Source organism: Polymorphospora sp. NPDC050346 (assembly GCF_040655695.1).
GTDB lineage: Bacteria > Actinomycetota > Actinomycetes > Mycobacteriales > Micromonosporaceae > Polymorphospora > Polymorphospora lycopeni.
Genome location: NZ_JBFAKM010000014.1, coordinates 85,369 through 108,313, shown reverse-complemented (window position 1 = coordinate 108,313; position 22,945 = coordinate 85,369). Strand labels below are relative to the sequence as shown.

Annotated in this window: 19 protein-coding genes; 5 read left to right on the top strand and 14 right to left on the bottom strand. The window is 71.4% G+C overall.

Annotation, left to right across the window (positions count from 1 at the left end; translation table 11 throughout):
• Positions 1-38: 38 nt before the first annotated feature.
• The 5 genes from AB0I42_RS16965 to AB0I42_RS16945 all read right to left on the bottom strand — a co-directional run bounded on the left by AB0I42_RS16965 (position 39) and on the right by AB0I42_RS16945 (position 7,384).
• A complete protein-coding gene (locus tag AB0I42_RS16965; RefSeq protein ID WP_357538490.1) occupies positions 39-2,219 on the bottom strand; it encodes a bifunctional glycosyltransferase family 2 protein/CDP-glycerol:glycerophosphate glycerophosphotransferase in 2,181 nt (726 codons plus the stop codon).
• A gap of 1 nt (position 2,220) precedes the next feature.
• Complete coding sequence (locus AB0I42_RS16960) at positions 2,221-4,212, bottom strand: DUF5941 domain-containing protein (protein ID WP_357538488.1); 1,992 nt, start codon at positions 4,210-4,212, stop codon at positions 2,221-2,223.
• 41 nt (positions 4,213-4,253) lie between these two features.
• On the bottom strand, positions 4,254-5,000 hold the full coding sequence (locus AB0I42_RS16955; RefSeq protein ID WP_357538300.1) for an ABC transporter ATP-binding protein: 747 nt from the start codon (positions 4,998-5,000) through the stop codon (positions 4,254-4,256).
• On the bottom strand, positions 5,000-5,830 hold the full coding sequence (locus AB0I42_RS16950; protein WP_357538299.1) for an ABC transporter permease: 831 nt from the start codon (positions 5,828-5,830) through the stop codon (positions 5,000-5,002). Before AB0I42_RS16950 ends, AB0I42_RS16955 begins: the two co-directional genes overlap by 1 nt.
• Positions 5,831-6,010: 180 nt before the next feature.
• On the bottom strand, positions 6,011-7,384 hold the full coding sequence (locus AB0I42_RS16945; RefSeq protein WP_357538298.1) for an L-serine ammonia-lyase: 1,374 nt from the start codon (positions 7,382-7,384) through the stop codon (positions 6,011-6,013).
• Between the two features lie 238 nt (positions 7,385-7,622).
• Between AB0I42_RS16945 and AB0I42_RS16940 the strand changes: the two genes are divergently transcribed.
• Positions 7,623-7,823 (top strand): PspC domain-containing protein, encoded by a 201-nt coding sequence (locus AB0I42_RS16940; RefSeq protein ID WP_357538296.1) that lies wholly within the window; start codon positions 7,623-7,625, stop codon positions 7,821-7,823.
• Between the two features lie 79 nt (positions 7,824-7,902).
• Here AB0I42_RS16940 and AB0I42_RS16935 read toward each other — a convergent pair whose 3' ends face one another.
• The 9 genes from AB0I42_RS16935 to pdxH form a co-directional block, all read right to left on the bottom strand.
• A complete protein-coding gene (locus AB0I42_RS16935) occupies positions 7,903-10,017 on the bottom strand; it encodes an arabinofuranosyltransferase (protein ID WP_357538295.1) in 2,115 nt (704 codons plus the stop codon).
• The gene (locus AB0I42_RS16930) at positions 10,010-11,236 is read right to left on the bottom strand and encodes a glycosyltransferase family 2 protein (protein ID WP_357538293.1); all 1,227 of its coding nucleotides are present in this window, start codon (positions 11,234-11,236) and stop codon (positions 10,010-10,012) included. The genes AB0I42_RS16935 and AB0I42_RS16930 overlap by 8 nt, the downstream gene beginning before the upstream one ends.
• Positions 11,237-11,411: 175 nt before the next feature.
• Positions 11,412-12,248, bottom strand: a complete 837-nt coding sequence (locus AB0I42_RS16925; RefSeq protein WP_357538291.1) for a DUF4230 domain-containing protein — start codon at positions 12,246-12,248, stop codon at positions 11,412-11,414.
• 186 nt (positions 12,249-12,434) lie between these two features.
• Complete coding sequence (locus AB0I42_RS16920; RefSeq protein ID WP_357538289.1) at positions 12,435-13,604, bottom strand: acyl-CoA dehydrogenase family protein; 1,170 nt, start codon at positions 13,602-13,604, stop codon at positions 12,435-12,437.
• A 37-nt stretch (positions 13,605-13,641) separates the two neighbouring features.
• Positions 13,642-13,938, bottom strand: a complete 297-nt coding sequence (locus AB0I42_RS16915; RefSeq protein WP_357538287.1) for a type II toxin-antitoxin system VapB family antitoxin — start codon at positions 13,936-13,938, stop codon at positions 13,642-13,644.
• Between the two features lie 119 nt (positions 13,939-14,057).
• Entirely contained in the window at positions 14,058-14,693 is a 636-nt protein-coding gene (locus AB0I42_RS16910; protein WP_357538285.1) for a nitroreductase family protein, read from the bottom strand.
• Between the two features lie 21 nt (positions 14,694-14,714).
• Positions 14,715-15,647, bottom strand: a complete 933-nt coding sequence (locus AB0I42_RS16905; protein ID WP_357538283.1) for an aldose 1-epimerase family protein — start codon at positions 15,645-15,647, stop codon at positions 14,715-14,717.
• A 59-nt stretch (positions 15,648-15,706) separates the two neighbouring features.
• Entirely contained in the window at positions 15,707-17,002 is a 1,296-nt protein-coding gene (locus AB0I42_RS16900) for an MFS transporter (RefSeq protein WP_357538281.1), read from the bottom strand.
• Positions 17,003-17,039: 37 nt separating this feature from the next.
• Positions 17,040-17,702: a pyridoxamine 5'-phosphate oxidase gene (gene pdxH, locus AB0I42_RS16895; protein WP_357538280.1), complete on the bottom strand. Its 663-nt coding sequence runs from the start codon at positions 17,700-17,702 to the stop codon at positions 17,040-17,042.
• A 244-nt stretch (positions 17,703-17,946) separates the two neighbouring features.
• Here pdxH and AB0I42_RS16890 point away from each other — a divergent pair, with 244 nt between their 5' ends.
• From AB0I42_RS16890 to AB0I42_RS16875, 4 genes are all read left to right on the top strand, one after another.
• Positions 17,947-19,053, top strand: coding sequence for a citrate synthase 2 (locus tag AB0I42_RS16890; RefSeq protein WP_357538278.1), 1,107 nt, complete (start codon positions 17,947-17,949; stop codon positions 19,051-19,053).
• A gap of 258 nt (positions 19,054-19,311) precedes the next feature.
• Positions 19,312-20,439 carry a phosphoserine transaminase gene (serC, locus tag AB0I42_RS16885; RefSeq protein ID WP_357538276.1) on the top strand — a complete coding sequence of 376 codons (1,128 nt, stop codon included), beginning with the start codon at positions 19,312-19,314 and terminating at the stop codon, positions 20,437-20,439.
• A gap of 241 nt (positions 20,440-20,680) precedes the next feature.
• A complete protein-coding gene (sepH, locus tag AB0I42_RS16880; protein ID WP_357538274.1) occupies positions 20,681-21,760 on the top strand; it encodes a septation protein SepH in 1,080 nt (359 codons plus the stop codon).
• Positions 21,761-21,938: 178 nt separating this feature from the next.
• A complete protein-coding gene (locus AB0I42_RS16875; RefSeq protein WP_357538272.1) occupies positions 21,939-22,925 on the top strand; it encodes an aldo/keto reductase in 987 nt (328 codons plus the stop codon).
• The last annotated feature ends 20 nt before the right edge of the window (positions 22,926-22,945 follow it).

Sequence of the window (22,945 nt, the reverse complement as noted above, 5' to 3'; positions counted from 1 at the left end):
CCCGGCCGGCTGGCCCGGCGGCGGAGTCAGCCGACCCATTAGCCGGGCGGGCGGCCCGGCCCGGAGTCGAGGAACACCCGCCGGACCACCCGCTCGGCGGCCCGGCCGTCCTCCAGGGCACAGAACCGCGCACGGAACGCGGCCCGCGCCGAGCGGGCCGCGGCGCCGTCCAGCGCGTCGGCGCGTACCAGGTCGAGCAGTTCGGCGAAGGTGTCCGCCACCACCCCGGGCGGCTCCGCCATGACGTCGAAGTAGACGCCGCGCTCGGCCCGGTAGGCCGGCCAGTCCGGGGCGTACACCACGATCGGCCGGTCCAGCACGGCATAGTCGAACATCACCGACGAGTAGTCGGTCACCAGCACGTCGGCGGCCAGGCAGAGCTCCTCGACGCTCGGATGAGCCGACACGTCGCGTACCCGGTCGGCGTGGTCCGGCCCGGCGGTGGGCGCCGACCGGTCGTGGAAGTAGTGGCTGCGGACCAGCAGCCGGCCCGTGGGGCCCAGCGCCTCGACGAACGTCTCCGGTTCGAAGTACGGCTCCCGGCCCGGCCGGTGCTCACGATGGGTCGGCGCGTAGAGGACCACCCGGTCGGCGGCGGTCAGGCCGAGCGCGGTGCGGGCCCGCGCGACGTCACCGGCGGTCGCGGTGGCGAGCCGGTCATTCCGCGGATACCCGGTCTCCAGCGTCGTGTGCCGGCACGGATAGGCGGTCCGCCACATCCGGGTGGTGTGCGGGTTGGCGGTGACGCTGAAGTCCCACCGCCCGGCGCGTCGGATCTGCGCGTCGAAATCGGGGTCCTGCACGCCGTCGGGGTAGGCGCGCTGGTCGAGTCCCATCACCTTCAGCGGCGTGCCGTGATGGGTCATCACGTGCACCGCGCCGGGTCGTTTCACCACCGGGTTCGGCCAGTTGACATTGTTGATCAGCCACTTGGCGCGGGCCAGCACACGGTAGTAGCCGGGCGAGCCGGCCACCACGTGCTCGACCCCGGCCGGCAGCGTCCCGGCCCGGTCCCGGCGCACCACCCACACCCCGCGTACGGCGGGAGCCAGTTCGCGGGCCTTCTCGTAGACCGCGGCCGGGTTGCAGGCGTACCCGCGGTACCAGTACGCCGCGTAGACGGCCAGCGCCGGGTCGACCGGCCGGCGCAACTGGAGCCGGTAGTAGCCGGCCAGGGCCAGGTCCCGCAGGCGCCGGGCGGCGTCGGCGAGGGCGACGACGCCACGCCGGCCCCCTCGGCGGACCATCCGGACGCCCCGGAGCGTACGGCGCAGTGCCAGGAACGTGCCGTGCCGGCCACCGGCCACGAGGCGGTGCCTGATCCCCTCCAGGCCGCCCGGCACGGGGTAGCCGCCGGGCGGCAGGTAGCGGTGGTACATGGCGGTCATCTCGGTGAAGAAGCCGGGCCGCAACGCGGACTCCAGCCGGTCGTCGTTGCCGCGTACCCGGATGAAGTGCCACACCATCCGGCGGAACAGCAGCGGGCGCAGTCGCGCGGTTTCCGGCCGGGAGTCGTCGAGGCTGTCGAAGACCCGCGCCCAGTTGGGGAAGATCCCGAAGTGGCCGCCGCCGGCGGTGGCGGTCGCCGCCCCGGCCCGCTGCCGGTAGAACACACAGACCCGGTCCAGGGTCGAGATCCGCTCGGCGGCCAGCAGCAGCGCGTACGTGAACGGGACGTCCTCGTACCAGCCGGGCCGGAAGCGGAAGTCGAGCCGGTCGAGCAGCGACCGGCGGACGACCTTGTTCCACGGCACGTGCAGGACGTCGATCGCCGCCGGCCAGTCCCGAAGCGCGAACACCTCCGGTGCGCGGTGCAGGGCCGGCCCGCGCCCGGTCCGCCAGGTGGCGCCGTCCGGGGCGGCGTCGGCGTGGCCGACGATCAGCACCTCGGCGGCGGTGTGCCGCAGCCGGTCGGCGACCGCCCGCACCGCGCCGGGAGCCAGCCAGTCGTCACCGTCGAGGAACCAGACATGGTCGCCGGTGGCGGCGGCGAGGCCGCGTTCCCGGGCCGGCCCCGGCCCCTCGTTGCCGGCCGACCGGATCACCCGGACCCGCGGGTCGCGGGCGGCGTAGCCGGCCAGGATCGTGCCGCTGTCGTCGGGCGAACAGTCGTCGACCGCTATCACCTCGACGTCGGTGTACGACTGTTCGAGGATCGAGTCCAGGCACCGTCGCAGGTAGTCCTGCACCTGGTAGACCGGTACGACGAAACTGATCAGATCAGCGGCTCCGTTCCTCGGTTGCCCGGCCCACGGTGGCCAGGGCCGGGATCACGTCGATGTCACCGCCCCGGGTCCTGCCGGGCCGGTTTCCGGTCGAGGTCCAGCCGATGACCGCGCTCAGTACGAAGATCAGGAAGAGCAGGCCGGCGAGCACACCGACCACGGTGGTGGCCGCCCCGAGGGCGGTGCCGGCGGCGAGCACGACGACCCGACCGTCCCAGCCGAGGTTGAGCGCGTGCAGCGGTGGAGCCGCGGCCCGCTTCTCCAGCCGCGCCGTCAGGTCGTAGTGGTGCATCGCCAGTGCGAAGAGCAGCGCGAACGTCAGCGGCGGCGGCACGTCGCCGACCAGCCCGACGGCGACGACCAATAGGTATTCGGCGGCCCGCAGCGCGGCCGGGACGAGCCAGTCCAGCGCGCCCGCGTGCGGTCGGGCCGAGGGCAGGGCGGCGAGCAGCACGACGAGCGCCACCGGCAGGACCGTCCAGCGGGCCGGACCGCCGAACACGGCGGCACCGAGCAGGCCGAGCGCGGCGAGGCCGGCCAGCACCGCCGCCGGGAGGGCGGGAACCGGCAGCCGGGCGGTGAACCGGCCCAGCGGGCGGGCCAGCAACCCGTCGTCGCGGTGCAGGACCGCGTCGACCGTCGACAGCACCGGCACCCGCATCGACGCCGACCGCAGGGTACGCAGCGCCAGCGTGTACGCCGCGGCGAGGCCGCCCCAGACCAGGACGGCGATCAGGCTGACCAGCGGGTTGAACAGCGCGACCGTCAGTGCGATCAGCGCCCACCGCTCCCCGATCGGGAAGACCACGGTCCGCTTCAGCCAGTACGACACCGAGCCGGTGTCGGCCTGCACCCGGGTCGACGCCTGGCTGAGCCGGGCGCCGAGCCCACCTGCCGCCGCCGGCTTCGGGCGGCGGGCCGCCTCGTCGTGCAGGGCGCCGTACCAGGTGTCGGTCATGTGCCGGACGGTCTGCAACAGGATCGCGGCGATCGCCAGCGCCCACCCGTTGCCGAGTCCGGCCCGCTCGACGCCGACGGCGAGACCGGCGTAGACGAGGTATTCCTTGGCCCGGTCGGCCATCGTGTCGAGCCAGCCGCCCCAGGCGCTGAAGTTACGGGTGTAGCGGGCGAGCTGACCGTCGACGCAGTCGAGTACGAAGCCGAGGTAGAGCAGGAGCGCTCCGGCGACGAGGGCGATCCGGTTGCCGCCGAGGGCGAAGAGCGCGGCGGCACCGGCCGCGAAGACGATCGACAGCACGGTGACGCCGGTCGGGCTGAGGCCGAGCCGAGCGGCCAGCCGGGTCACGTACGGCGACCAGGTGCTGACCGCGTAGGTGGTGAAGAGGTCGTCCCGCTCCTTGACCGCCAGCCGCAGTTCGGCCCGGTCGGAGTCGACCGCGGCCACCGTCCGGACCGCCGCGTCGGCGGCCGGCTGGCTGGTCACCCGCCGGGCCACCAGCAACCGGGCCCGGTGCGCGAGGATCATGGTCGGCCGGGCGGTGAGCCGGGTGAGCAGCCGGTCGAGCGGCGGAACCGCCCGGCCCGGTCCGGCCTCGGCGGCCTCGTCCCGGCCCGCTTCGGCCAGCGCGGACTCGGCCAGGGCGGGCAGGTCGGCCGGGCCGACCCGCAGGACGGCGCCGAAGACCCCGATCGGGTCGCTGGCGGCACCGTCGAGCCGGGTGATCCCCTCCAACCCGGCCGCGACGACCTGGCCCCGGTCTTCGATCACCGTGGCGCGTGGCCCGGCGTCGGGCTCGTCGGTGAGGACGAGCGCGACGCTTGCGGTGCCCGGCACGGTGGCCACGTGCCGGAGGACGGCGGTGTGCGCGACGACGTCGTCGCCGACCAGCAGCACCGGCTCGCGTGCCGACCGGGCAAGCTCGGCCAGGTGCACCAGGCTGGTCACCGATACGACCTCACGCGTACCGGCCGCCCGTAGCTGGTCGAGCAGGTGTGTGGTGAGCCGGCGGCCGCCGGCAACGGCCAGCGGCGCCTCGTCAGTGGGTTGGGTGAGCAGGATCGCCAGCGTCACGTCCGTACCACGTTGTTGTATCCGTCAAGCGCTTCCCGGACTGTGCCGTCCACCGTGAGCAGGCCGTTGTTGAAGTAGAGGCCACGGGTGCAGAACCGGGTGAGGTCGTTCTCGTTATGTGAAACTAGCACCAGGGTCCGGCCCTCGGCGAGAAGTCGCTCGATCGTGGCGTAGCACTTCTTCTTGAACTCGGCGTCGCCGACCGCGAGCACCTCGTCGACCAGCAGGATCGGGTGCGGGAGCTGGGCGATGACGGAGAAGCCGAGCCGGACCTTCATACCGGACGAGAAGTGCCGCACCGGGGTGTCGATCCCCTTCTGCACCTGCTCGCCGGCGAAGTCCAGAATCTCGTCGAACTTCTGCTTCATCGTCCGGGCGCTCAGCCCGTGCAGGGAGCCCACCAGGTGTACGTTCTCCCGGCCGGTGAGGTCGTTGGAGAACCCGGCCGACAGCTCCAGCAGCGGGGCGACCGCCCCGCGCACGGTGATCGAGCCCTCGTCGGGGATCAGTACGCCCGCGATCAGCCGCAGCAGGGTGCTCTTGCCGGTGCCGTTCTTCCCGATGATGCCGACCGCCTCGCCCGGCTGCACCCCGAAGGACACGTCACGCAGCGGCCAGAAGACCCCGGACTCCGGCGACCGCCCGCCCTTGTAGATGAACATCTCGCGCAGCCGGAGCTGTCGACGGCGGTTGCGAACGAACTCGATACCAAGCTTGTTCGCCTCGATGATCGGCTGAACCACTACAGCTCCTTGAGGACGGCGGGCTCGAGACGGCGGAACACCCACCAGCCACCGAGGAAGACCACGAGGCTGCCGCCGATGGACGTGCTGAGCAGGAACGCGTCGGGGAACTCGTCGGGGTACCAGGCCGCGTGGTGCAGCTGGAAGATGCCGACGAGCGGGTTGATTTCGTAGAGCACCTTGACCCAGGACGGCATGTCCGAGTCCTTGACCAACGACAGCGGGTAGATGATCGGCGTCGCGTAGAACAGGATCCGGGTGACCAGCCGCATGAAGCGCTCCACGTCGCGCATCAGCACGTTCATCGACGAGAGCAGCAGCGAGAGGCCGACCAGCAGGACGGCCTGGATCAGCACGGCGAGCGGCAACGCGAGCAGGTTGAATCCGAACGTCACGCCGTCGGTGGTCAAGGCGAAGAAGATCGCGAGCCCGAACAGGATCGGCAGACCGGCCAGGTATTCGGCGAACCGGCCGGTCACCCGACCGATCGGGAACACCTCGCGCGGCATCCGCATCGTCGTGATCAGCCGGGCCTGGCCGGTGAGCGCGTTGGTCGCCTCACCGATCGCCGAGTTGGTCCACATCCAGGCGAAGATGCCGGTGACCAGGAACAGCGGGTAGGAACTCGACGCGTCGCCCAGGTGCCGGTTGGTGTCGGTGCCGTAGAGCAGGCCGAACACGAACCAGTAGATGGCCCCCATGCCGAGCGGTTCGATCAACGACCACAGATAGCCCAGGAACGACTGCTGGTACTTGACGGCAAGATCCCGCCGGACCAACAGCCGCAACGCGTTGCGACTGGACCACACCGCGTGGACGCTCGACGTCAAAGCCGCCTCCAGCTATCAGGGAGAGGAATCAGTAACCGGGTGCGTCGATGGCCGGCACCACCCGTGAGCAACCCCGGCGGCGCGCACGCGGTGGCGGCAAGATCGCCGGCGCGGGGCCGCTGACGCGCCATAGGTTAGCAGTCCGTAATAGGCGGGGGTAGGCGGCCGAGGTAGCCACGTTCAGCACTCGATTACATTGACGGCCAACCCACCTCGCGCCGTTTCCTTGTACTTGACTTTCATGTCGGCACCCGTCTCGCGCATCGTTTTGATCACCTTGTCCAACGACACCGCGTGTTCGCCGTCGCCGCGCAGCGCGAGCCGGGCCGCGGTGATCGCCTTTATGCTGGCCACGGCGTTGCGTTCGATGCACGGGATCTGCACGAGGCCACCGACCGGGTCGCACGTGAGGCCGAGATTGTGCTCCATCCCGATCTCGGCGGCGTTCTCCACCTGGGCCGGCGTGCCGCCGAGAGCCTCGGCGAGCCCGGCCGCGGCCATCGAGCAGGCCGAGCCGACCTCGCCCTGGCAGCCGACCTCGGCGCCGGAGATCGAGGCGTTCTCCTTGAAGAGCACACCGATCGCACCCGCCGCAAGAAGAAAACGGACGATACCGTCATCTGAAGCTGACGGAACAAAGCGGTGGTAATAGTGCAAAACTGCCGGAATGATTCCGGCGGCTCCATTCGTGGGTGCTGTCACCACCCGGCCGCCGGCCGCGTTCTCCTCGTTCACGGCGAGCGCGAACAGCGTGACCCAGTCCATGACCCGCAACGGGTCGGCGGAGGCGTCCGGATCGCCCTCCAGGCTCCGCAACAGCTCCGCCGCACGCCGCCGGACCCGCAGCCCGCCGGGCAGCACCCCGGTACGCGTACAGCCGGCCGTCACGCACTCGCGCATCACCCGCCAGATCTCCAGCAGGCCGGCCCGGATGTCCGCCTCGGACCGCCAGGCGCGCTCGTTGGCGAGCATCACCTCACTGACCGACAGGCCGGTCGACCGGGTCACCGCCAGCAGTTCCGCACCGGTGCTGAACGGGTGCGCCACCGTAGTGGTGTCCGGCTTGATCCGGTCCGCCCCGGCCGCCGCTTCGTCGACGACGAACCCGCCGCCCACCGAGTAGTACGTCCTGGCCCGGATCGACCGGCCGGTTCCGTCGTACGCGGTGAACGTCATGCCGTTCGGGTGGTACGGCAACGAGCGCCGGCGGTGCAGCACCAGGTCACCGTCGACGGCGAAGTCGATCGGGTGCGCGCCGAGCAACGCCAGGCGGCCGGTGCCGCGCACCTCCTCGACGAGCGGCCCCACCTGGTCGGTGTCGACGGTCTCCGGCGACTCGCCGCTGAGTCCGAGCAGCACCGCCCGGTCGCTGCCGTGGCCGTGCCCGGTGGCCCCCAGCGAGCCGAACAGCTCCGCATGGACCCGTGCCGTGTCCGACAGCAGCCCGTCGGCCTTGAGGCCGGACACGAAGGTACGCGCGGCGCGCATCGGGCCGACGGTGTGCGAACTGGAGGGGCCGATCCCGATGCTGAAGAGGTCGAAGACGCTGATCACGGTTCCACAGTGCGCCCGCCGGGTAGCAACTGTCCATCCCAACGAACAGCCAGAAGCAGACAATCAGCGTTTTCGGCATGGACCGTTACCCGGGGTCCCCGCGCGAGCGGGCGTAAGGGTTGACCACCTACGGGAGCGGCGGCCGGAATCCACCTCCGGACGGAGGGTGCCGACATCGGCCGTTCGTACCGTTGGATGTGGAGCGGCGCATCGCCGCCCGGAGAGGAAGCAGACGACCATGAGTCGCAAACTCGTACGTCCCCGCGACAACCGCATGTTGGCCGGCGTGTGCGCCGGACTCGCCCGCCGCTTCGGCATGTCGACCGGACTGGTCCGGCTCCTCTTCCTCCTGTCGCTGCTGCTGCCGGGCACTCAGGTGATCATCTACCTGGCCCTGTGGATCATCATGCCGAACGAGGACCGGCAACTCGCCTACTGATCCGTCACCCTGACCACCACGAAGGCCCGGACGGCGATGCCGTCCGGGCCTTTCCGGATCTGCGTGGGTCAGCCGGCGGTCACTTGCGGATCGCCACCACGACGTTGTTCGGCAGTCCCTCGACGACGGTGAAGTGCTCAGGCGCGAACTGGTCCGGGCTGAACGACACCCCGCGCAGCCACGACCACTGGCCCTCGTCGGTCCGCAGGACGAAGATGTCGATCGGCCCGAAGGCCGTACTGCGCGACTCCGCGGCGAACTCGGCCGGGTCGGTCACGTCGGCGATCCGCTTCACCTCGGCGAACCTCTGGTCCCACCGGGACAACGTGCTGCCGGCGGTACGGTCGTTGTCGAGATATCCGGGCCAGGGCAGATAGGAGAAGATCCGGTCGTCGACCGCCAGCGTCGGACGCTGCGGATCAGGTCCGGTCACCTGCTCCACCGCGGCTTCGACCGCTTCGACAGGGAACCAGTCCCGGCGCACCTCGGTGTCCTTGGGCGCCCACCGGGTGTAGCGACCGTCGGGCAACGGCTCGCTGTGTGCCGCCACCGCGTACCGGTTCTCCGTCTCCGGCATCCAGTTCAGCGTGAAGTTCGCGCCGACCCAGGCGAGGACGACCGCGAGCAGGGCCGCGCCGGCCAGCCGCGGTGGAGTCACCCGCAGCCGGTGCAGCACGATCGGCGCCACGTGGACCAGCACCAGTACGCCGGCGATGGCGAACAGGACACCGTAGAGGCGAACGGTGTAGTGCATGAACCCGGTGTGCCCGGTCGCGACGAACCTCAGCATCGACACGAACCGGTAGGCGTAGGTGCCCAGGATCAGCAGCAGCAGCGGCTGCGCCCACCAGGTCGAACGCCAGAACCAGACCAGGCCGACCAGCCCGATCAACTGGAGGACGCCCATCGGGGTCGGCTCCAGGAACGGGAACAGGCCGTCGTTGACCGACGCGGTCAGGAAGAGATCGGAGATCGACTCGCCACCCCTGGTCAGGGTCAACCACACGAACGGCACGACGTACCAGGCGGACACCGCGAACGCCACCGCGATGATCAACCCGATCCGGCCCAGGTATGCCGCCCGCCGCTTCTCCCGGCGCAGGGTCACCACGCCGAGCACGATCATGCCGGCGGCGGCGTAGACGATCCAGGCCTGGTAGGTCATCACGATGAACCCACCGATGAGTCCGGCCCACAGCCAGTGCATCCGCTTGCGGACCGGACGCGCGAAGACCTCGAGCGCCCAGGGCACGAACAGCGCCAGGGTGATGACCTCGAACGCCTTGCGCGGGTCGGACCAGGCCATCAGCGACACCGCCGAGATGGCCAGCGCCACCCACGGGTTGACGTGCCGGCGCCACATGAGGAACGCGGCGAGCACCGAGGCCGACATGAAGAGCACCTGGGCGCTGCCGAGCAGGGTCCAGGCCGGCTCGTCGAGCAGCACCGCCACCCGGCCGACCAGCCACGCGAAGAACGGCGGATATTCCGAGGGCAGGCTGGGGATGAGCGTGTCGGAGCTGGTGACCGTGGTCGTGTAGCGGGTGATGGAGGCCGACATCCGGCCCATGTCGCCCACCAGGCCGCCGAACCCGAACGGCGTACCCGCGAGCGCGGTGCGCAGCATCAGGACCGGCCAGGCGGCGGCAAGACCAGCGGCCACACCGACGACCAATTCCCCCGACCACCGGGTCGCGACCGCGAAGAGAACGATGATCAACGCGAACGCGCCGGCGATCGGCGCCACCGACGCGCCGACGGCGAACGGATCGGGGTCGGCCCAGGCCGGGATGTAGTAGGCGATCGGCATCGCCACCAGCCAGGTGAGCAACGCGATCGTGCCGCTGTTGGTCAGCCACCGGCGCGGGGTGCGCCGGTCCCGCGGCGCGGGTGCCGCCTTGCCGGGCGACGCCGGCTGGTCGCCGGGTGCCGGCGTCTCGGCATCCGCCGACGGTTCGTCGGCGCCGGTGACCGGGCCGTCGGTGCCCGTGGCTGGGCCGTCGGTGCCGGTGGCCGGGCCGTCGGTGGCCGTGACCGGCCGGTCGGTGCCGGTGACCGGCCCGTCGGTGGCCCGGTCGCTCTCCGCGACCGGCTCCCCGGCGCCGGCGTCGGCAACGTCCGACTGGCGCGGTTCGGTGGTCGTGGTCCCGTCCTGCTCGGCGCCGTCGCGTACCACGGCAACCGGGTCAGCCACGGGTGGCCGTCAGCTCGTCGGTGGGGACCGGGCTCGCCGAGACCGGCGTGCTGATCCGGCGCAGGCTCAGCAGGCTGGCGAACAGCCCGGAGAAGAGCACGGTGATCCCGACCCCGATGGCGGTCGAGGACGGCAACACGACCCGCAACGTCTCACCGAGTTCCTGCGGGCCGAAGCCGGTACGGCCCCAGGCGGTCACGGCGAGGATCGTTCCGGCGAGGCCGACCAGGGTCAGCAGCACCCCGACCGCGGTGCAGGTCTCGAACCGTACGAAGCGACTCCACCGGGCGACCTGGTGCTGGTCGGTGATGCCCTCGTTGTGGCCGTAGAGCAGGGCGAACACCCCGAAGAGCAGCAGTTGGGCACCGACCAGCATGGCCAGGCACGTGTAGACCATGGTGCTGATGTCGAACCCGACCCCGGCGATCTGGACCTGCCCGAACGACAGGATCGTGGTGCCGATCATGCCCAGCACGAACATCGTCAGGCCGGGCCAGATCAGCGTCTTGCGTGGTGCGAAGACCAGCAGGAAGCGCAGGTGCCGCCAGCCGTCCCGCCAGGTACGCAGGTGCGGCGGCCGGCTCCGGCCGTCGGGCTGCAGGGTGGTCGGCACCTCGACGATGTCGTAGCCGTTCAGCGCGGCCCGGACCACCAGCTCGGACGCGAACTCCATGCCCGGCATGCACAGCTCGAGATCACGGATCCGGTCGCGGTTGAAGCCGCGCAGACCGCAGTGGAAGTCACCGACGTTGCGCAGGCCGAAGAGGCGGCGGCCGAGCCAGGACAGCACCGGGTTGCCCAGGTAGCGGTGCAGCGGCGGCATGGCGCCTGGGGCGATCCCGCCCTTGAAGCGGTTGCCCATGACGACGTCGTGCCCGGCGCGCAGCGCCTCGACGAACGGTCCGAGGTTGGACAGGTCGTACGAGTCGTCCGCGTCACCCATGATCACGTAGCGGCCGCGCGCGTGCGCGATGCCGTTGAGCAGGGCACCGCCGTAGCCGCGGATCGGCGCGTGCACCACCCGGGCGCCGGCCTTGGTGGCGATCTCCTGGGATCCGTCGGTCGAGCCGTTGTCGCTGACGAGCACCTCGCCGACCACTCCGAGCTCTTCCATCGCCCGGAGGGCCTTTGTGACACAGACTTCCAGGGTCTCGGCCTCGTTGAGGCAAGGTAGCAGGACGGTCAGCTCGACGTCGTCACTGGCGACAAGCTCTGACACAGGCGTATCTCCCGGATTCGGCGATCACGAGGCCCGGGTCGTCGTTGAGCAAGCTGTAGCCGGGCCAGCCGTAGAGTGTGATGACGCGTACCGTCGAACTGTAGCGACGGCACGATCGAGGAGCGTACCCGGTCGATGACGCTGTCGCGCTCCCTTGGCGCGTCCGAGGTCACTGTCAACCAGCCGTATAGGTGACCGTCACCGTTTCGTAGCCCAGCGATCGCAGTAGGCCCTCGAGCATCTTCCGGGTGTTCTCCTGTGCCCGTTCGGCCAGCCCGGTGTCGCGGGCGGCCGCGGCGATCCGCTCTTCGGCCAGTTGGTAGACCTCGCGCTGCCGGTTGGGGTCGCCCCCGAACACCTCGCCGAGCCGGTTGAGCAGACCGCGCTCCTCGGCGAACACGTAGCTGTTTTCAAGATCAAGGTTGGTCTTGCCGAGTTGCGGCGCGGGCAGCCTGATCTCGACCGTCCGGCCGTCGTCCGACGCCACCACGGCACCTTCGGAGATCTGCGCGAAATCGACGTACGCCTCGACGCTGCCGGCCCCCACGAACAGGGTTCGCTCACGCAGCAGAAAGTCCGGCACGTATTTCCGGTCACGCTCAAGATCGATGACGACCTGGAAGTTGCCCTCGGCGGCGACGTAGCGGCTCAGGTCCTGGATCGACTTGAGCAACGCCGGCTGGCTGCGGTCGGTCTTCTCCTCGGCGAAGGGGTTCCGCCAGCTGGGCAGCAGACCGGTCGCCTGCACCCCCAGGAAGAGCAGGAGCACCACGCCGGCGATGCCGGCGAACCAGAGCAGGCCCCGGTTGCGGCCGGCTGGCAAGGTGGGATCGGCGGCCGGCGAGGTGGCACCGGCGGCCGGCGGTTCGCCGGTCGGACCGCGGTCGCCCGGCTCGACCGCCTCGGCCGAGTCGTCGGACCACGGCGACGGGGCTTCGGGCGCTGTCGCCCGGCCTTTCGGGTATTCCGGGAACTCCCGGGTGGGCTGGTGCGTGTCTCCGTTGCTGGACATCGACTCACCGTCCTCAGCAGACCTGCCGCCCTGAGCGGACCCGCGGTCGGATCGAACGTGATCAGAATCCGCCGGGAGTCCACTCCCTACCGCAGACGGTACGGCTCCGGTACGACACCCGCGACTCGGGCCGGATCCGACCGCGCCGACCAGCGAAATCGCCCACCGCGAGGAGCCGGCCGGCGGTCAGGCGAACGCCGACAGCCCGGTGAGCTTCTGCCCGATGACGAGCTGGTGGATCTCCGAGGTGCCCTCGTATGTCAGCACGCTCTCCAGGTTGTTGGCGTGCCGGAGCACCGGATATTCGCCGCTGACCCCGTTAGCGCCGAGGATCGTCCGGCACTGGCGGGCGATGCCCAGCGCCTCCCGTACGTTGTTGAGCTTGCCCACGCTCACCTGCTCCGGCCGCAGTGTGCCGGCGTCGGCCAGCCGGGCCAGGTGCAATGCGAGCAGGTAGCCCTTCTGCAGCTCGACGGCCATGTCGGCGAGCTTCGCCTGGGTGAGCTGGAAGCCGGCGATCGGCCGGCCGAACTGCGTCCGGCTGCCGGCGTAGTCGATCGCCGTCTGGAGGCAGTCGCGGGCCGCGCCGAGGCTGCCCCAGGCGATCCCCTGCCGGGCCTCGGTGAGGCAGGACAGCGGCGCCTTCAGCCCGATCGCGAGCGGGAGCCGGGCGTCGGCCGGCAGCCGTACGTCGTCGAGCACGACCTCACCGGTCGAGGAGGCGCGCAGTGACATCTTGTTGCGGATCTCGGTGGCGGTGACACCGGGCGTGTCCATCGGCACGACGAAGCCCCGGACCCCCTCGTCGGTCTGGGCCCAGACCACGGCGACGTCCGCGACCGGCGCGTTGGTGATCCACATCTTTCCGCCGGTGAGCACCCAGTCGTCGCCGTCCCGCCGGGCCCGGGTCCGCATCGACGACGGGTCGGAGCCGTGGTCAGGTTCGGTCAGGCCGAAGCAGCCGATCACCTCGCCGGCGGCCATCGCCGGCAGCCAGCGCTGTTTCTGCTCCTCGCCGCCGTAGCGCCAGATGGCGAACATCGCCAGCGAGCCCTGGACCGACACCAGGGACCGTACGCCGGAGTCGCCGGCCTCCAGTTCCAGGCAGGCCAGCCCGTAGGCGACCGCGGAGGAGCCGGCGCAGCCGTAGTCGGTGAGGTGCATGCCGAGCAGGCCGAGCCGGCCAAACTCGGTGGCCAGTTCGCGGACCGGGGCACTGCCGCGCTCGTACCAGCCGGCCACGTGCGGCCGGACCCGGTCGTCGACGACCTGGCGCACGACGGCCCGGATCTGCCGCTCCTCGTCGGTGAGCGACGCGTCCAGGTCGAGCAGGTCGAGCGGGGCGACCCGACTCATGACAGCTTCTCGCTCACGCCGCCACCCTAACGGTCGATCAGCCGGCCAGCACCAGGACCCGGGCGTGGATCTGGTTGCGCTGTTGCAGCGCCGCCCGCAGCGCGCGGTGCAGACCGTCCTCCAGGAAGAGCGAGTTCTGCCACTGCACGACGTGCGGGAAGAGGTCGCCGTAGAAGGTGGAGTCCTCGGCGAGCAGCTTGTCGAGCGCCAGCTCACGCTTCGTGGTCACCAGTTGGTCGAGCCGCAACGGCCGGGGCGGGATCTCGGCCCACTGTTTCAGGGTGAGTCCGTGATCCGGGTAGGGACGCCCGTCCCGAACCGCTTTGAAGATCACGGTGCGCTCCCCCCATCTCGGAACAAATCCATCGGATCAGGCCCGCGAACCGACCCGCCGATACCGCTGCCAGCGTAGCGAGCATCGCTGACATCGCGGTTTGTTACCCGATGTCAGTTTCATTGCTCTCCCGCATCAGATGATGATCCTTTCGCCTCCCACCGGCCACGATGCACCACCTGGTCGACCGGTCGGCGGCCGCGCCGCAGGGACGGGGAGCGGCGGTCCGGCGCCGGATACCCGATGCTTAGCGCACCGATCGGGGTAAATTCATCGGGTACGCCGAAAGCATCCCGATAACTGGCGGTGCGTTCCGGCGGAATTCCGAAGAAACAGGCACCAAGCTCTTCGTCGACGACGGTCAGCAACATCAACATCGCGGCGAATCCGGTGTCGATGTGCCAGTACGGCACCGGCCAGCGTGCCTCGTCCCGATCCGCCCAGCCCTTGTCCGGCTCGGCGTACCGGTCGAGATAGACCGACCGGTTGGAGTGCGGTACGACGATCAGCGGCGCCCGGCGCATCCCGGTCAGCCAATTGCTCGCCGGAGCCCCCTCCGGCGTGGTCGACGCCCAGAACCGCTCCCGGTCCGCCGGGCTCTCGAGCACCAGGAACCCCCAGCCCTGCGAGAACCCGGCCGACGGGGCGCGTACGGCATGGTCGAGCAGCCGGTCCACCACCGCCGCCGGCACCGGCCGGTCGGGGTCGAAGCTGCGCACCATCCGGCGCCGCCGGACGACGTCACGGAACTCCATCACGTACTCCGATCGGGTGGATCAGGCCGGGCGGATGCCCCAGCTCGCGGTGAACGTCTCCCCCGGGGCGAGGACGACCAGGCCGTGCCCGGACCGGAACGCGTCCGGCGGGCAGGTCATCGGCTCGATCGCCACCGAGCGACGGTGCCGCTCGCCGGACAGGGTGTCCCCGGTGAACACCTGCCACCAGCCGAAGGACCGGTCGGCCCAGATCGTCACCGACGCCGTACCGGCGGGGCCGGCGAGCGTGACCGCCGACCCGCCGTCGGCCTCGGTCGCGAGGTCGCCGAACGCGGTGTCGAGCTGCGCCGACCCGATCCGCCGGGGCGCGGTGAAGTCGTACTCGCCGCCGGCCACCTTCGCCGCGCCGATCGGCAGCAGCCGGCCGTCGACCAGCACCCGGGTGCGGGCCGGCACCCGCAGCAGCATGTCGTCCACGGCGACCCCGGGCAGCCGCAGGTAGGGGTGCGTGGCCAGGCCGAACGGCGCGTTCCCGGCACCGAGGTTGGTCGCCTCGTGGGTGGCCCGCAGCCCGTCGGCACCGACCTGCCAGCGGGTACGTAGCAGCAGCGGCCACGGATAGCCCGGCTGGGCGGGCAGCTCGTACTCCACGGTCACCGCGCCGGGCGCCTCGTCGACCCGCCGCCACCGGGCCCAGTTGGCCAGGCCGTGCAGGGCGTTGTGCCGCACCGGTTCGGTGATCGGAAGCTGGTGGACCACGCCGTCGAAGGTGTAGCGGCCGTCCCGGATCCGGTTCGGCCAGGGGGCCAGCACCTGCCCGGCACCGCCGACGCACAGCTCGTCGACGGCGTACCCGTCCAGGTGGTCCACCCCGGCGGACCGGTAGGCGCGCAGGCCGCCGCCCACCTCGACCACGACCGCCTCGTGCCCGTCCGCAGCGATCGTCCACTGTGCACCCGACGGTGGCCGCGGGCCGGTATCGACGTTTTCCATGCCGGGACGATAGCCGCCCGCGGCCGGTGCTGCCGGCACCACCGGCCGCGGGCGGCCCGTCACCCGGTGGTCCGGTAGCGCAGCAACGTCGGGAACACCAGCGCCAGCGCGAGGGCCAGCACCGCCGCCAGCACTCCGCCGGCCACCCAGGAGAAGCTGACCCCGAACGCGGCGGCCATCATCCCGGCCCGCAGGTCGCCCAGGCGCGGGCCGCCGGCGACCACCACCGTGTTGACCCCCTGGAGCCGGCCGCGCAGCTTGTCCGGCGCGTAGACCTGGAGCATCGACTGCCGGAAGACGGCACTGACCAGGTCGGCGGCCCCGGCGACCGCCAGCAGCAGCACCATCAGCCACAACTGGCCGGCCAGTCCGGCCAGGGCCACGGCCACGCCCCAACCGACCACGGCGACCACGAGGGCGACGCCCTGGCGGCGTACCCGGCCGATCCAGCCGGAGGTGAGCCCGCCGAGGACCGATCCGATGGCGATGGCGGCGAAGAGCCAGCCGATGGCCGCGCCGCCACCGAACCGCACCTCGGCGATCTCGGGGAACAGCGCCCGTGGCATGGCCAGCATCATCGCGATGACGTCGATCGCAAAGGAGAGCAGTAGTACCGGCGTGGTGGCCAGGTATCTGATCCCGACGGCGATGCTGCGCAGTCCGGCCGTACGCGGCCCCGGGCTGTCGTCGGGTTCCGGGGGCACCGGTGGCAGCCGCAGGGTGGCCCACATGGAGACGGTGAAGAGCACCGCGTCGACGGCGTACGCGATCGGGAGCGCGAGGTCGGCGTCCCAGCTCGCGAAGATCACCCCGGCGGTGAGCGGGCCGAGGACCATGGTGGCCTGGAAGGTGGTGAAGTGCAGCGTGTTGGCGGCCGGCACCAGCGACTTCGCCACCAGCCGCGGCACGATCGCCTGCCGGGTCGGCGAGCTGACCGCGAAGGCACTGGTCTGCAACGCGACCAGGACCAGCAGCAGGACCGGGCTGCGGACCCCGAGCAGCGCCTGACCGAACAGCCCGAGCGTCGACAGCCACATCAGCGCCGAGCTGGCCAGCAGCAGCTTGCGGCGGTCGACCACGTCGGCGACCGCACCGCCCCACAGGCCAAAGACCAGCAGCGGCACCAGGCCGGCGACGCCCAGCAGCCCCACCCAGAACGATCCGCCGGTGAGCGCGAACATCTCCACCGGGACGGCGACCGCGGTGAACTGGAAGCCGAACATCGAGACGGCGTTGCCGACCCACATCCGGCGGTAGGCCGGGATGCGCAGCGGTCGGATGTCGATCGCCCACCGGGACGGCGGCGGGCCGTCGTCGGCGTCCTTGACCGGCCGGTCGTCGTCGACGCTGGTCATCGCCGGGCCCCGCGCCGCCCGTCCCGCCCGGGCCGGGTCACGGCGCGAGCCGTTCGACGGTCCACGACCCGCCCTCGGTACGCCGGTAGCGCAGCCGGTCGTGCAGCCGGCTGGCCCGGCCCTGCCAGAACTCCACGCTGTCGGGCACCACCCGCAGGCCGCCCCAGTGCGGTGGCGGCGGCACCGGACCGGTGCCGAAGCGGTCGACGACCGTGGCGTAGCCGGCGTCCAGCTCGGCCCGGTCGGCCAGCACCCGCGACTGCGGGCTGGCCCACGCGCCGAGCTGCGACCCGCGCGGCCGGGCGGCGAAATATTCCTCGGTCTCGGCCCGGTCGACCGGCTCGACCCGCCCGCAGACGATCACCTGCCGCTGCATGGCGAACCACGGGAAGAGCAGGCTCGCGTACGGGTTGGCGAGCGCCTCGACGCCCTTGCGCGACTCGTAGTTGGTGTAGAAGACCAGTCCGGCCGCGTCGTACGCCTTGAGCAGCACCGTACGGGCACTCGGCCGGGCCGCCGGGTCGGCGGTGGCGACCACCATCGCGTTCGGTTCGGGCAGGCCGTACGCGACCGCGTCGGCGAACCAGCGGGCGAACTGGGTGTGCCAGTCGGCGGCCAGATCCGCACGGGAAAGGCCTCTCTCGGCCGCGTACTCCTGCCGCATCCCGGCCGGCAATACTGTGTCGCCCGTCACGTCCACCTTCTCCCGAAGCCCGACTGAGCTGCCTGGATGGTCCCCCATCGGCCGACAGATCCCGCCAACCACCCCACCACGACACGGTGAGCAGCGAGGATGTCGCACACAGCACACCATCGGTGGGTCGCGCCGAAGTTACCCGCCAGGCAAGATGTCACGAACCACATCGCCGAGGGTCGACGTGACCCCACCGGACACCGCCGGAAGAGCGCCGCACCCGCTCGCACAGACAGATCAGGAGAACGAAATGTCTGACTTCAAGCCGGGTCTGGAGGGCGTGATCGCCTTCGAGACCCAGATCGCCGAGCCTGACAAGGAAGGCGGGGCGCTGCGCTACCGGGGCGTCGACATCGAGGACCTGATCGGGCAGGTCTCCTTCGGCAACGTGTGGGCACTCCTGGTCGACGGCCGGTTCGGTCCGGGCCTGCCGCCGGCCGAGCCGTTCCCCGTACCGGTGCACTCCGGCGACATCCGGGTCGACGTGCAGTCGGCGGTCGCCATGCTCGCCCCGTACTGGGGGCTCTCCCAGCTTCTCGACATCTCCGACGAGCAGGCCCGCACCGACCTCGCCCGGGTCTCCGTCACCGCGCTGTCGTTCGTCGCCCAGTCGGCCCGCGGCCTCGGCCTGCCGGCGGTGCCGCAGAAGGAGATCGACAAGGCGTCCACGATCGTCGAGCGGTTCATGAAGCGCTGGCGGGGCGAGCCCGACCCCCGCCACGTCAAGGCGGTCGACGCCTACTTCATCTCCGCCGCCGAGCACGGCATGAACGCCTCCACGTTCACCACCCGGGTGGTCGCCTCCACCGGCGCCGACGCCGCCGCCTGCATCTCGTCGGGCATCGGCGCGCTGTCCGGGCCGCTGCACGGCGGCGCGCCGTCGCGCGTACTGCACATGATCGAGGGCGTCGAGCGCAGCGGCGACGCCGCCGGCTACGTCAAGGGCGTGCTCGACCGCGGCGAGCGGCTGATGGGCTTCGGCCACCGGGTCTACCGGGCCGAGGACCCCCGGGCGCGCGTCCTGCGGCGGACCGCGAAGGAGCTGGGCGCCCCCCGCTACGAGGTGGCCGAGGCGCTGGAGAAGGCCGCCCTGGAGGAGCTGCACAACCGCAAGCCCGACCGGGTGCTCGCCACCAACGTCGAGTTCTGGTCGGCCGTCGTGCTCGACTTCGCCGAGGTGCCGGCGCACATGTTCACCTCCATGTTCACCTGCGCCCGGATGGGCGGCTGGAGCGCGCACATCCTGGAGCAGAAGGCGCTCGGCCGGCTGGTCCGCCCGTCGGCCACGTACGTCGGACCGGGGCCGCGCAAGCCCACCGACGTCGAGGGCTGGGACGCCATCCCGCACGGCGTCTGACCGTATCCGTCGCATCGGGGCGCCCCTGCCCGGCCACCGGCCGGGCGGCGGGCGCCCCGACCCGTGTTCACCGGATGTGTTGGACGACTCACCTCCACCGGCGGGATCACACCTGGCCGGCACCTTTGAAGGTGGAAGGATGGGGGCTCGGCAACGCCGCCGGGTATTCCCGCCAGACCGACTGGCCCGCGCCAGCTCGACAGGCTTCTGCCAGCTCAAATGGGGCTAGCCGCCCACCCGAGAGGATCTTCGATAACCGTGGCTGACGTTTCGACCATCCGGATCCCCGACGAGATCAAGCCCGCCGACGGCCGGTTCGGCTGCGGGCCGTCCAAGGTGCGTCCCGAGGCAGTTTCGGCGCTCGCCGACGTGGCCACGACGTACCTCGGCACCTCCCACCGGCAGAAGACGGTCCGGGACCAGGTCGCCCGCCTGCGGCGCGGCCTCACCGACTTCTTCGGCCTGCCCGAGGGCTACGAGGTGGTCCTCGGCAACGGCGGCACCACCGCGTTCTGGGAGGTCGCGGCGTTCGGACTGGTCCGCGACCGGGCCCAGTTCGCGAGCTTCGGCGAGTTCGGGGCCAAGTTCGTCAAGGCGGTCAAGGACGCGCCGTTCCTCGGTGACCCGTCGGTCCACAAGGCCGAGCCGGGCTCGGCCCCGGCGCTGACCGCCGAGGCGGGCGTCGACGTCTACGCGACCCCGCACAACGAGACCTCCACCGGCGTGGCGGTGCCGATCCGGCGGGTGGCCGGTGCCGACGACGGCGCGCTGCTGCTGGTCGACGCCACGTCCGGCGCCGGCGGTCTCGACGTCGACGTCGCCGAGACCGACGTCTACTACTTCGCCCCGCAGAAGTGCTTCGGCTCCGACGGCGGCATCTGGATCGCGCTGATGTCGCCGGCCGCACTCGCCCGGGCCACCGAGATCAAGGAATCCGGCCGCTACATTCCGGCCTTCCTCGACCTGGTCACCGCGATCGACAACTCGCGGCTGGAGCAGACGTACAACACCCCCGCGCTGGCGACGATCTTCCTGGCCGCGGAGCAGACCGACTGGATGAACGCACAGGGCGGGTTGTCCTGGGCGGCCAAGCGCACCGCCGAGAGCGCGGCGACCGTGTACGGCTGGGCCGAGCGGTCGTCGGTGGCCACCCCGTTCGTCACCGACCCGGGTCTGCGCTCCAACGTCGTGGCCACGATCGACTTCGCCGAGGGCGTCGACGCGGCGGCGGTGGCCAAGGCGCTGCGGGCCAACGGCATCGTCGACACCGAGCCCTACCGCAAGCTGGGCCGCAACCAGCTCCGGGTGGCGCTCTTCCCGGCCGTCGACCCGGCCGACGTCGAGGCGCTGACCAAGAGCATCGACTACGTCGTCGAGCGGCTCTGACCCGCTTCCCGCACCGGAACGACGCCGTACGCGGCGGTGGGAGCACCCACGCTGGTGCCCCCACCGCCCGCCGGCTCTGACGGAAACCCAGCTCACATCGGTCGGCGTGGCCTACTCCCATCGGGTGACCGACCGGCGTACCTTGTTTCAAGGACGCTCGGGCGTGGCTGGCCCGGGGCGTCGGCGACCGGGGCGACGGCCCGGGTCGCAGCGGCCAGCGCAGCGGGACGGAGGCAACGCGATGCGCCCAGTACGCTTCGTCGCCCTCTCCGAGGACGGCCAGGCCCTGGTGCTCGCCGACGAGGTGGGTCGCCTTCTTGCGCTGCCCATCGACGAGCGGGTGTCCACGGTCCTACACGCCGACCCGGGCAGTGGCGGCGCCAGTCTCACCGTGGCGATGCCGCCGAGCGACCTGACGCCCTCGCTGTCGCCACGCGACATCCAGGCCCGGATCCGGTCCGGTGAGTCCGCCGACGACGTCGCCCGCATCGCCGGGGTGCCGGTCGACCGGGTGCTGCGCTACGCCGGCCCGGTGCTCCAGGAGCGGGCGATGCTGGCCCAGCACGCGCGCCGCACCCGGCTGAAGAACTCCGACAAGAACGCCCCGCTCGCCGAGGTCGTCGACAGCCGGCTGGCCCAGCACGGCATCGACACCGAGAAGATCTCCTGGGACGCCTACCGCCGCGACGACGGCACCTGGCGGATCGTCGCCACCTGGCCGTCGGGCAAGGCGACCGCCCAGGCGATCTGGGAGCTCGACAAGACCCGCCAGGTCGTCGCACCACATGACGACATGGCGCAATACCTGTGTGCCGAGCGGCCCACCCAGATCCTGGGGCACGAGCCGACCACCGAGCGGGGCGGTCACGCGCTGCCCGGTCCGTCGCGCGGCGAGCCGAGCCGGGGCGGGCACGGCCTGCCGACGGCGGCGCCCGCCGACCACACCCGCCCGGCCCGGGACCCGATCCGGGCCGGACGCGACGCGCTGCTCGCCTCCCTGGACCGCCCGCTCAGCCCCAGCCCGGGGCGCGGGCTCGACCCGGCGGCCGCCACCGACCAGCCCCGCCAACGGCCGGTGGCCGGCGGTGCCGCGGCGCTGCTCGGTGGCGGCGGTGCCGGCTCCGCCTTCGACGACGACGCCGACCTGCCGAAGGAGGTGCCCGCGGTGCCGTCGCTGGCGGTGCTGCGGCCACGCCGCACCACGGGCGGTGCCGCTGCGGCGAGCGAGGCCACCGACGCTCCGGGCAAGTCGCGCAAGCGTCTGCCGAGCTGGGACGACGTCCTGTTCGGCAGCGGCCCGGCAGCCCGCGAAAGCTCCTGACCACCGCGCTGCGGCGCGCCCCGGACTCGCGGGCCCGGGTCGCGCCGACCAGCCCAGGTCCGCGCCGATCAAGGGGATACTTCGGGCATCTCGCCCCGCCTCAGCCACGATTGGGCCTTGATCGGCGCCGAGCCTGAGCGCTAGGCACTCGAAGTCCCCCCGTGACAGGGTGAGTGACATGGACTACACCAACCTCGGACGCACCGGCCTGTCCGTGAGCCGGCTCTGCCTCGGCACGATGAACTTCGGACCGCAGACCACCGAACCCGACAGCTTCGCCATCATGGACCGGGCGCTGGAGCACGGGCTCAACTTCTACGACACCGCCAACGTCTACGGCTGGAAGACCGGTGAGGGCATCACCGAGCAGATCATCGGCCGCTGGTTGGCCCAGGGCGGCGGGCGGCGTGAGAAGGTCGTGCTGGCCACCAAGGTCTACGGCCGGATGGGCGACTGGCCCAACGAGCAGGGGCTGTCCGCCCGGCACATCATCCGGGCCTGCGAAGACTCGCTGCGCCGGCTGCAGACCGACACCATCGACCTCTACCAGATGCACCACGTCTCCCGCAGCACGCCGTGGGAGGAGATCTGGCAGGCCATGCAGACCCTGGTCGACCAGGGCAAGGTGCTCTACGTCGGTTCGTCCAACTTCGCCGGCTGGCACCTCGCCGCCGCCCAGGAGTCGGCCACCCGCCGCAACTTCCTCGGTCTGGTCTCCGAGCAGGCGATCTACAACCTCTTCACCCGGCACATCGAGCTGGAGGTGATCCCGGCGGCCCAGCACTACGGCATCGGCGTCATCCCGTGGTCGCCGCTGCACGGCGGGCTGCTCGGCGGTGCTATCCGCAAGCTGGCCGAGGGTGGGGCGGAGCGGGCCAAGAGCGGCCGGTCGGCCGAGACGCTGGCCGAGCACCGGCCCACCGTCGAGGCGTACGAGAAGCTCTGCGCCGACCTCGGCCACGACCCCGCCGACGTGGCCCTGGCCTGGCTGCTCTCCCGCCCCGGCGTCACCGCACCGATCATCGGGCCGCGTACGGTCGAGCAGCTCGACAAGTCACTCGGCGCGCTCGACGTCAGCCTCTCCGACGACGTGCTGGCCCGGCTCGACGAACTCTTCCCGCCGGTCGGCAAGGGCGGCCCCGGCCCGGAGGCGTGGGCCTGGTAGTCACACCGCCCGGCCGCCGG

Bases quoted from the DNA above. Each gene is read 5' to 3' on its own strand.
- AB0I42_RS16940 (WP_357538296.1), top strand. From the start codon at position 7,623: ATGAGTCGCAAACTCGTACGTCCCCGCGACAACCGCATGTTGGCCGGC.
- AB0I42_RS16925 (WP_357538291.1), bottom strand. From the start codon at position 12,248: ATGTCCAGCAACGGAGACACGCACCAGCCCACCCGGGAGTTCCCGGAA.
- AB0I42_RS16920 (WP_357538289.1), bottom strand. From the start codon at position 13,604: ATGAGTCGGGTCGCCCCGCTCGACCTGCTCGACCTGGACGCGTCGCTC.
- AB0I42_RS16910 (WP_357538285.1), bottom strand. From the start codon at position 14,693: ATGGAGTTCCGTGACGTCGTCCGGCGGCGCCGGATGGTGCGCAGCTTC.
- AB0I42_RS16905 (WP_357538283.1), bottom strand. From the start codon at position 15,647: ATGGAAAACGTCGATACCGGCCCGCGGCCACCGTCGGGTGCACAGTGG.
- AB0I42_RS16900 (WP_357538281.1), bottom strand. From the start codon at position 17,002: ATGACCAGCGTCGACGACGACCGGCCGGTCAAGGACGCCGACGACGGC.
- AB0I42_RS16890 (WP_357538278.1), top strand. From the start codon at position 17,947: ATGTCTGACTTCAAGCCGGGTCTGGAGGGCGTGATCGCCTTCGAGACC.
- sepH (WP_357538274.1), top strand. From the start codon at position 20,681: ATGCGCCCAGTACGCTTCGTCGCCCTCTCCGAGGACGGCCAGGCCCTG.
- AB0I42_RS16875 (WP_357538272.1), top strand. From the start codon at position 21,939: ATGGACTACACCAACCTCGGACGCACCGGCCTGTCCGTGAGCCGGCTC.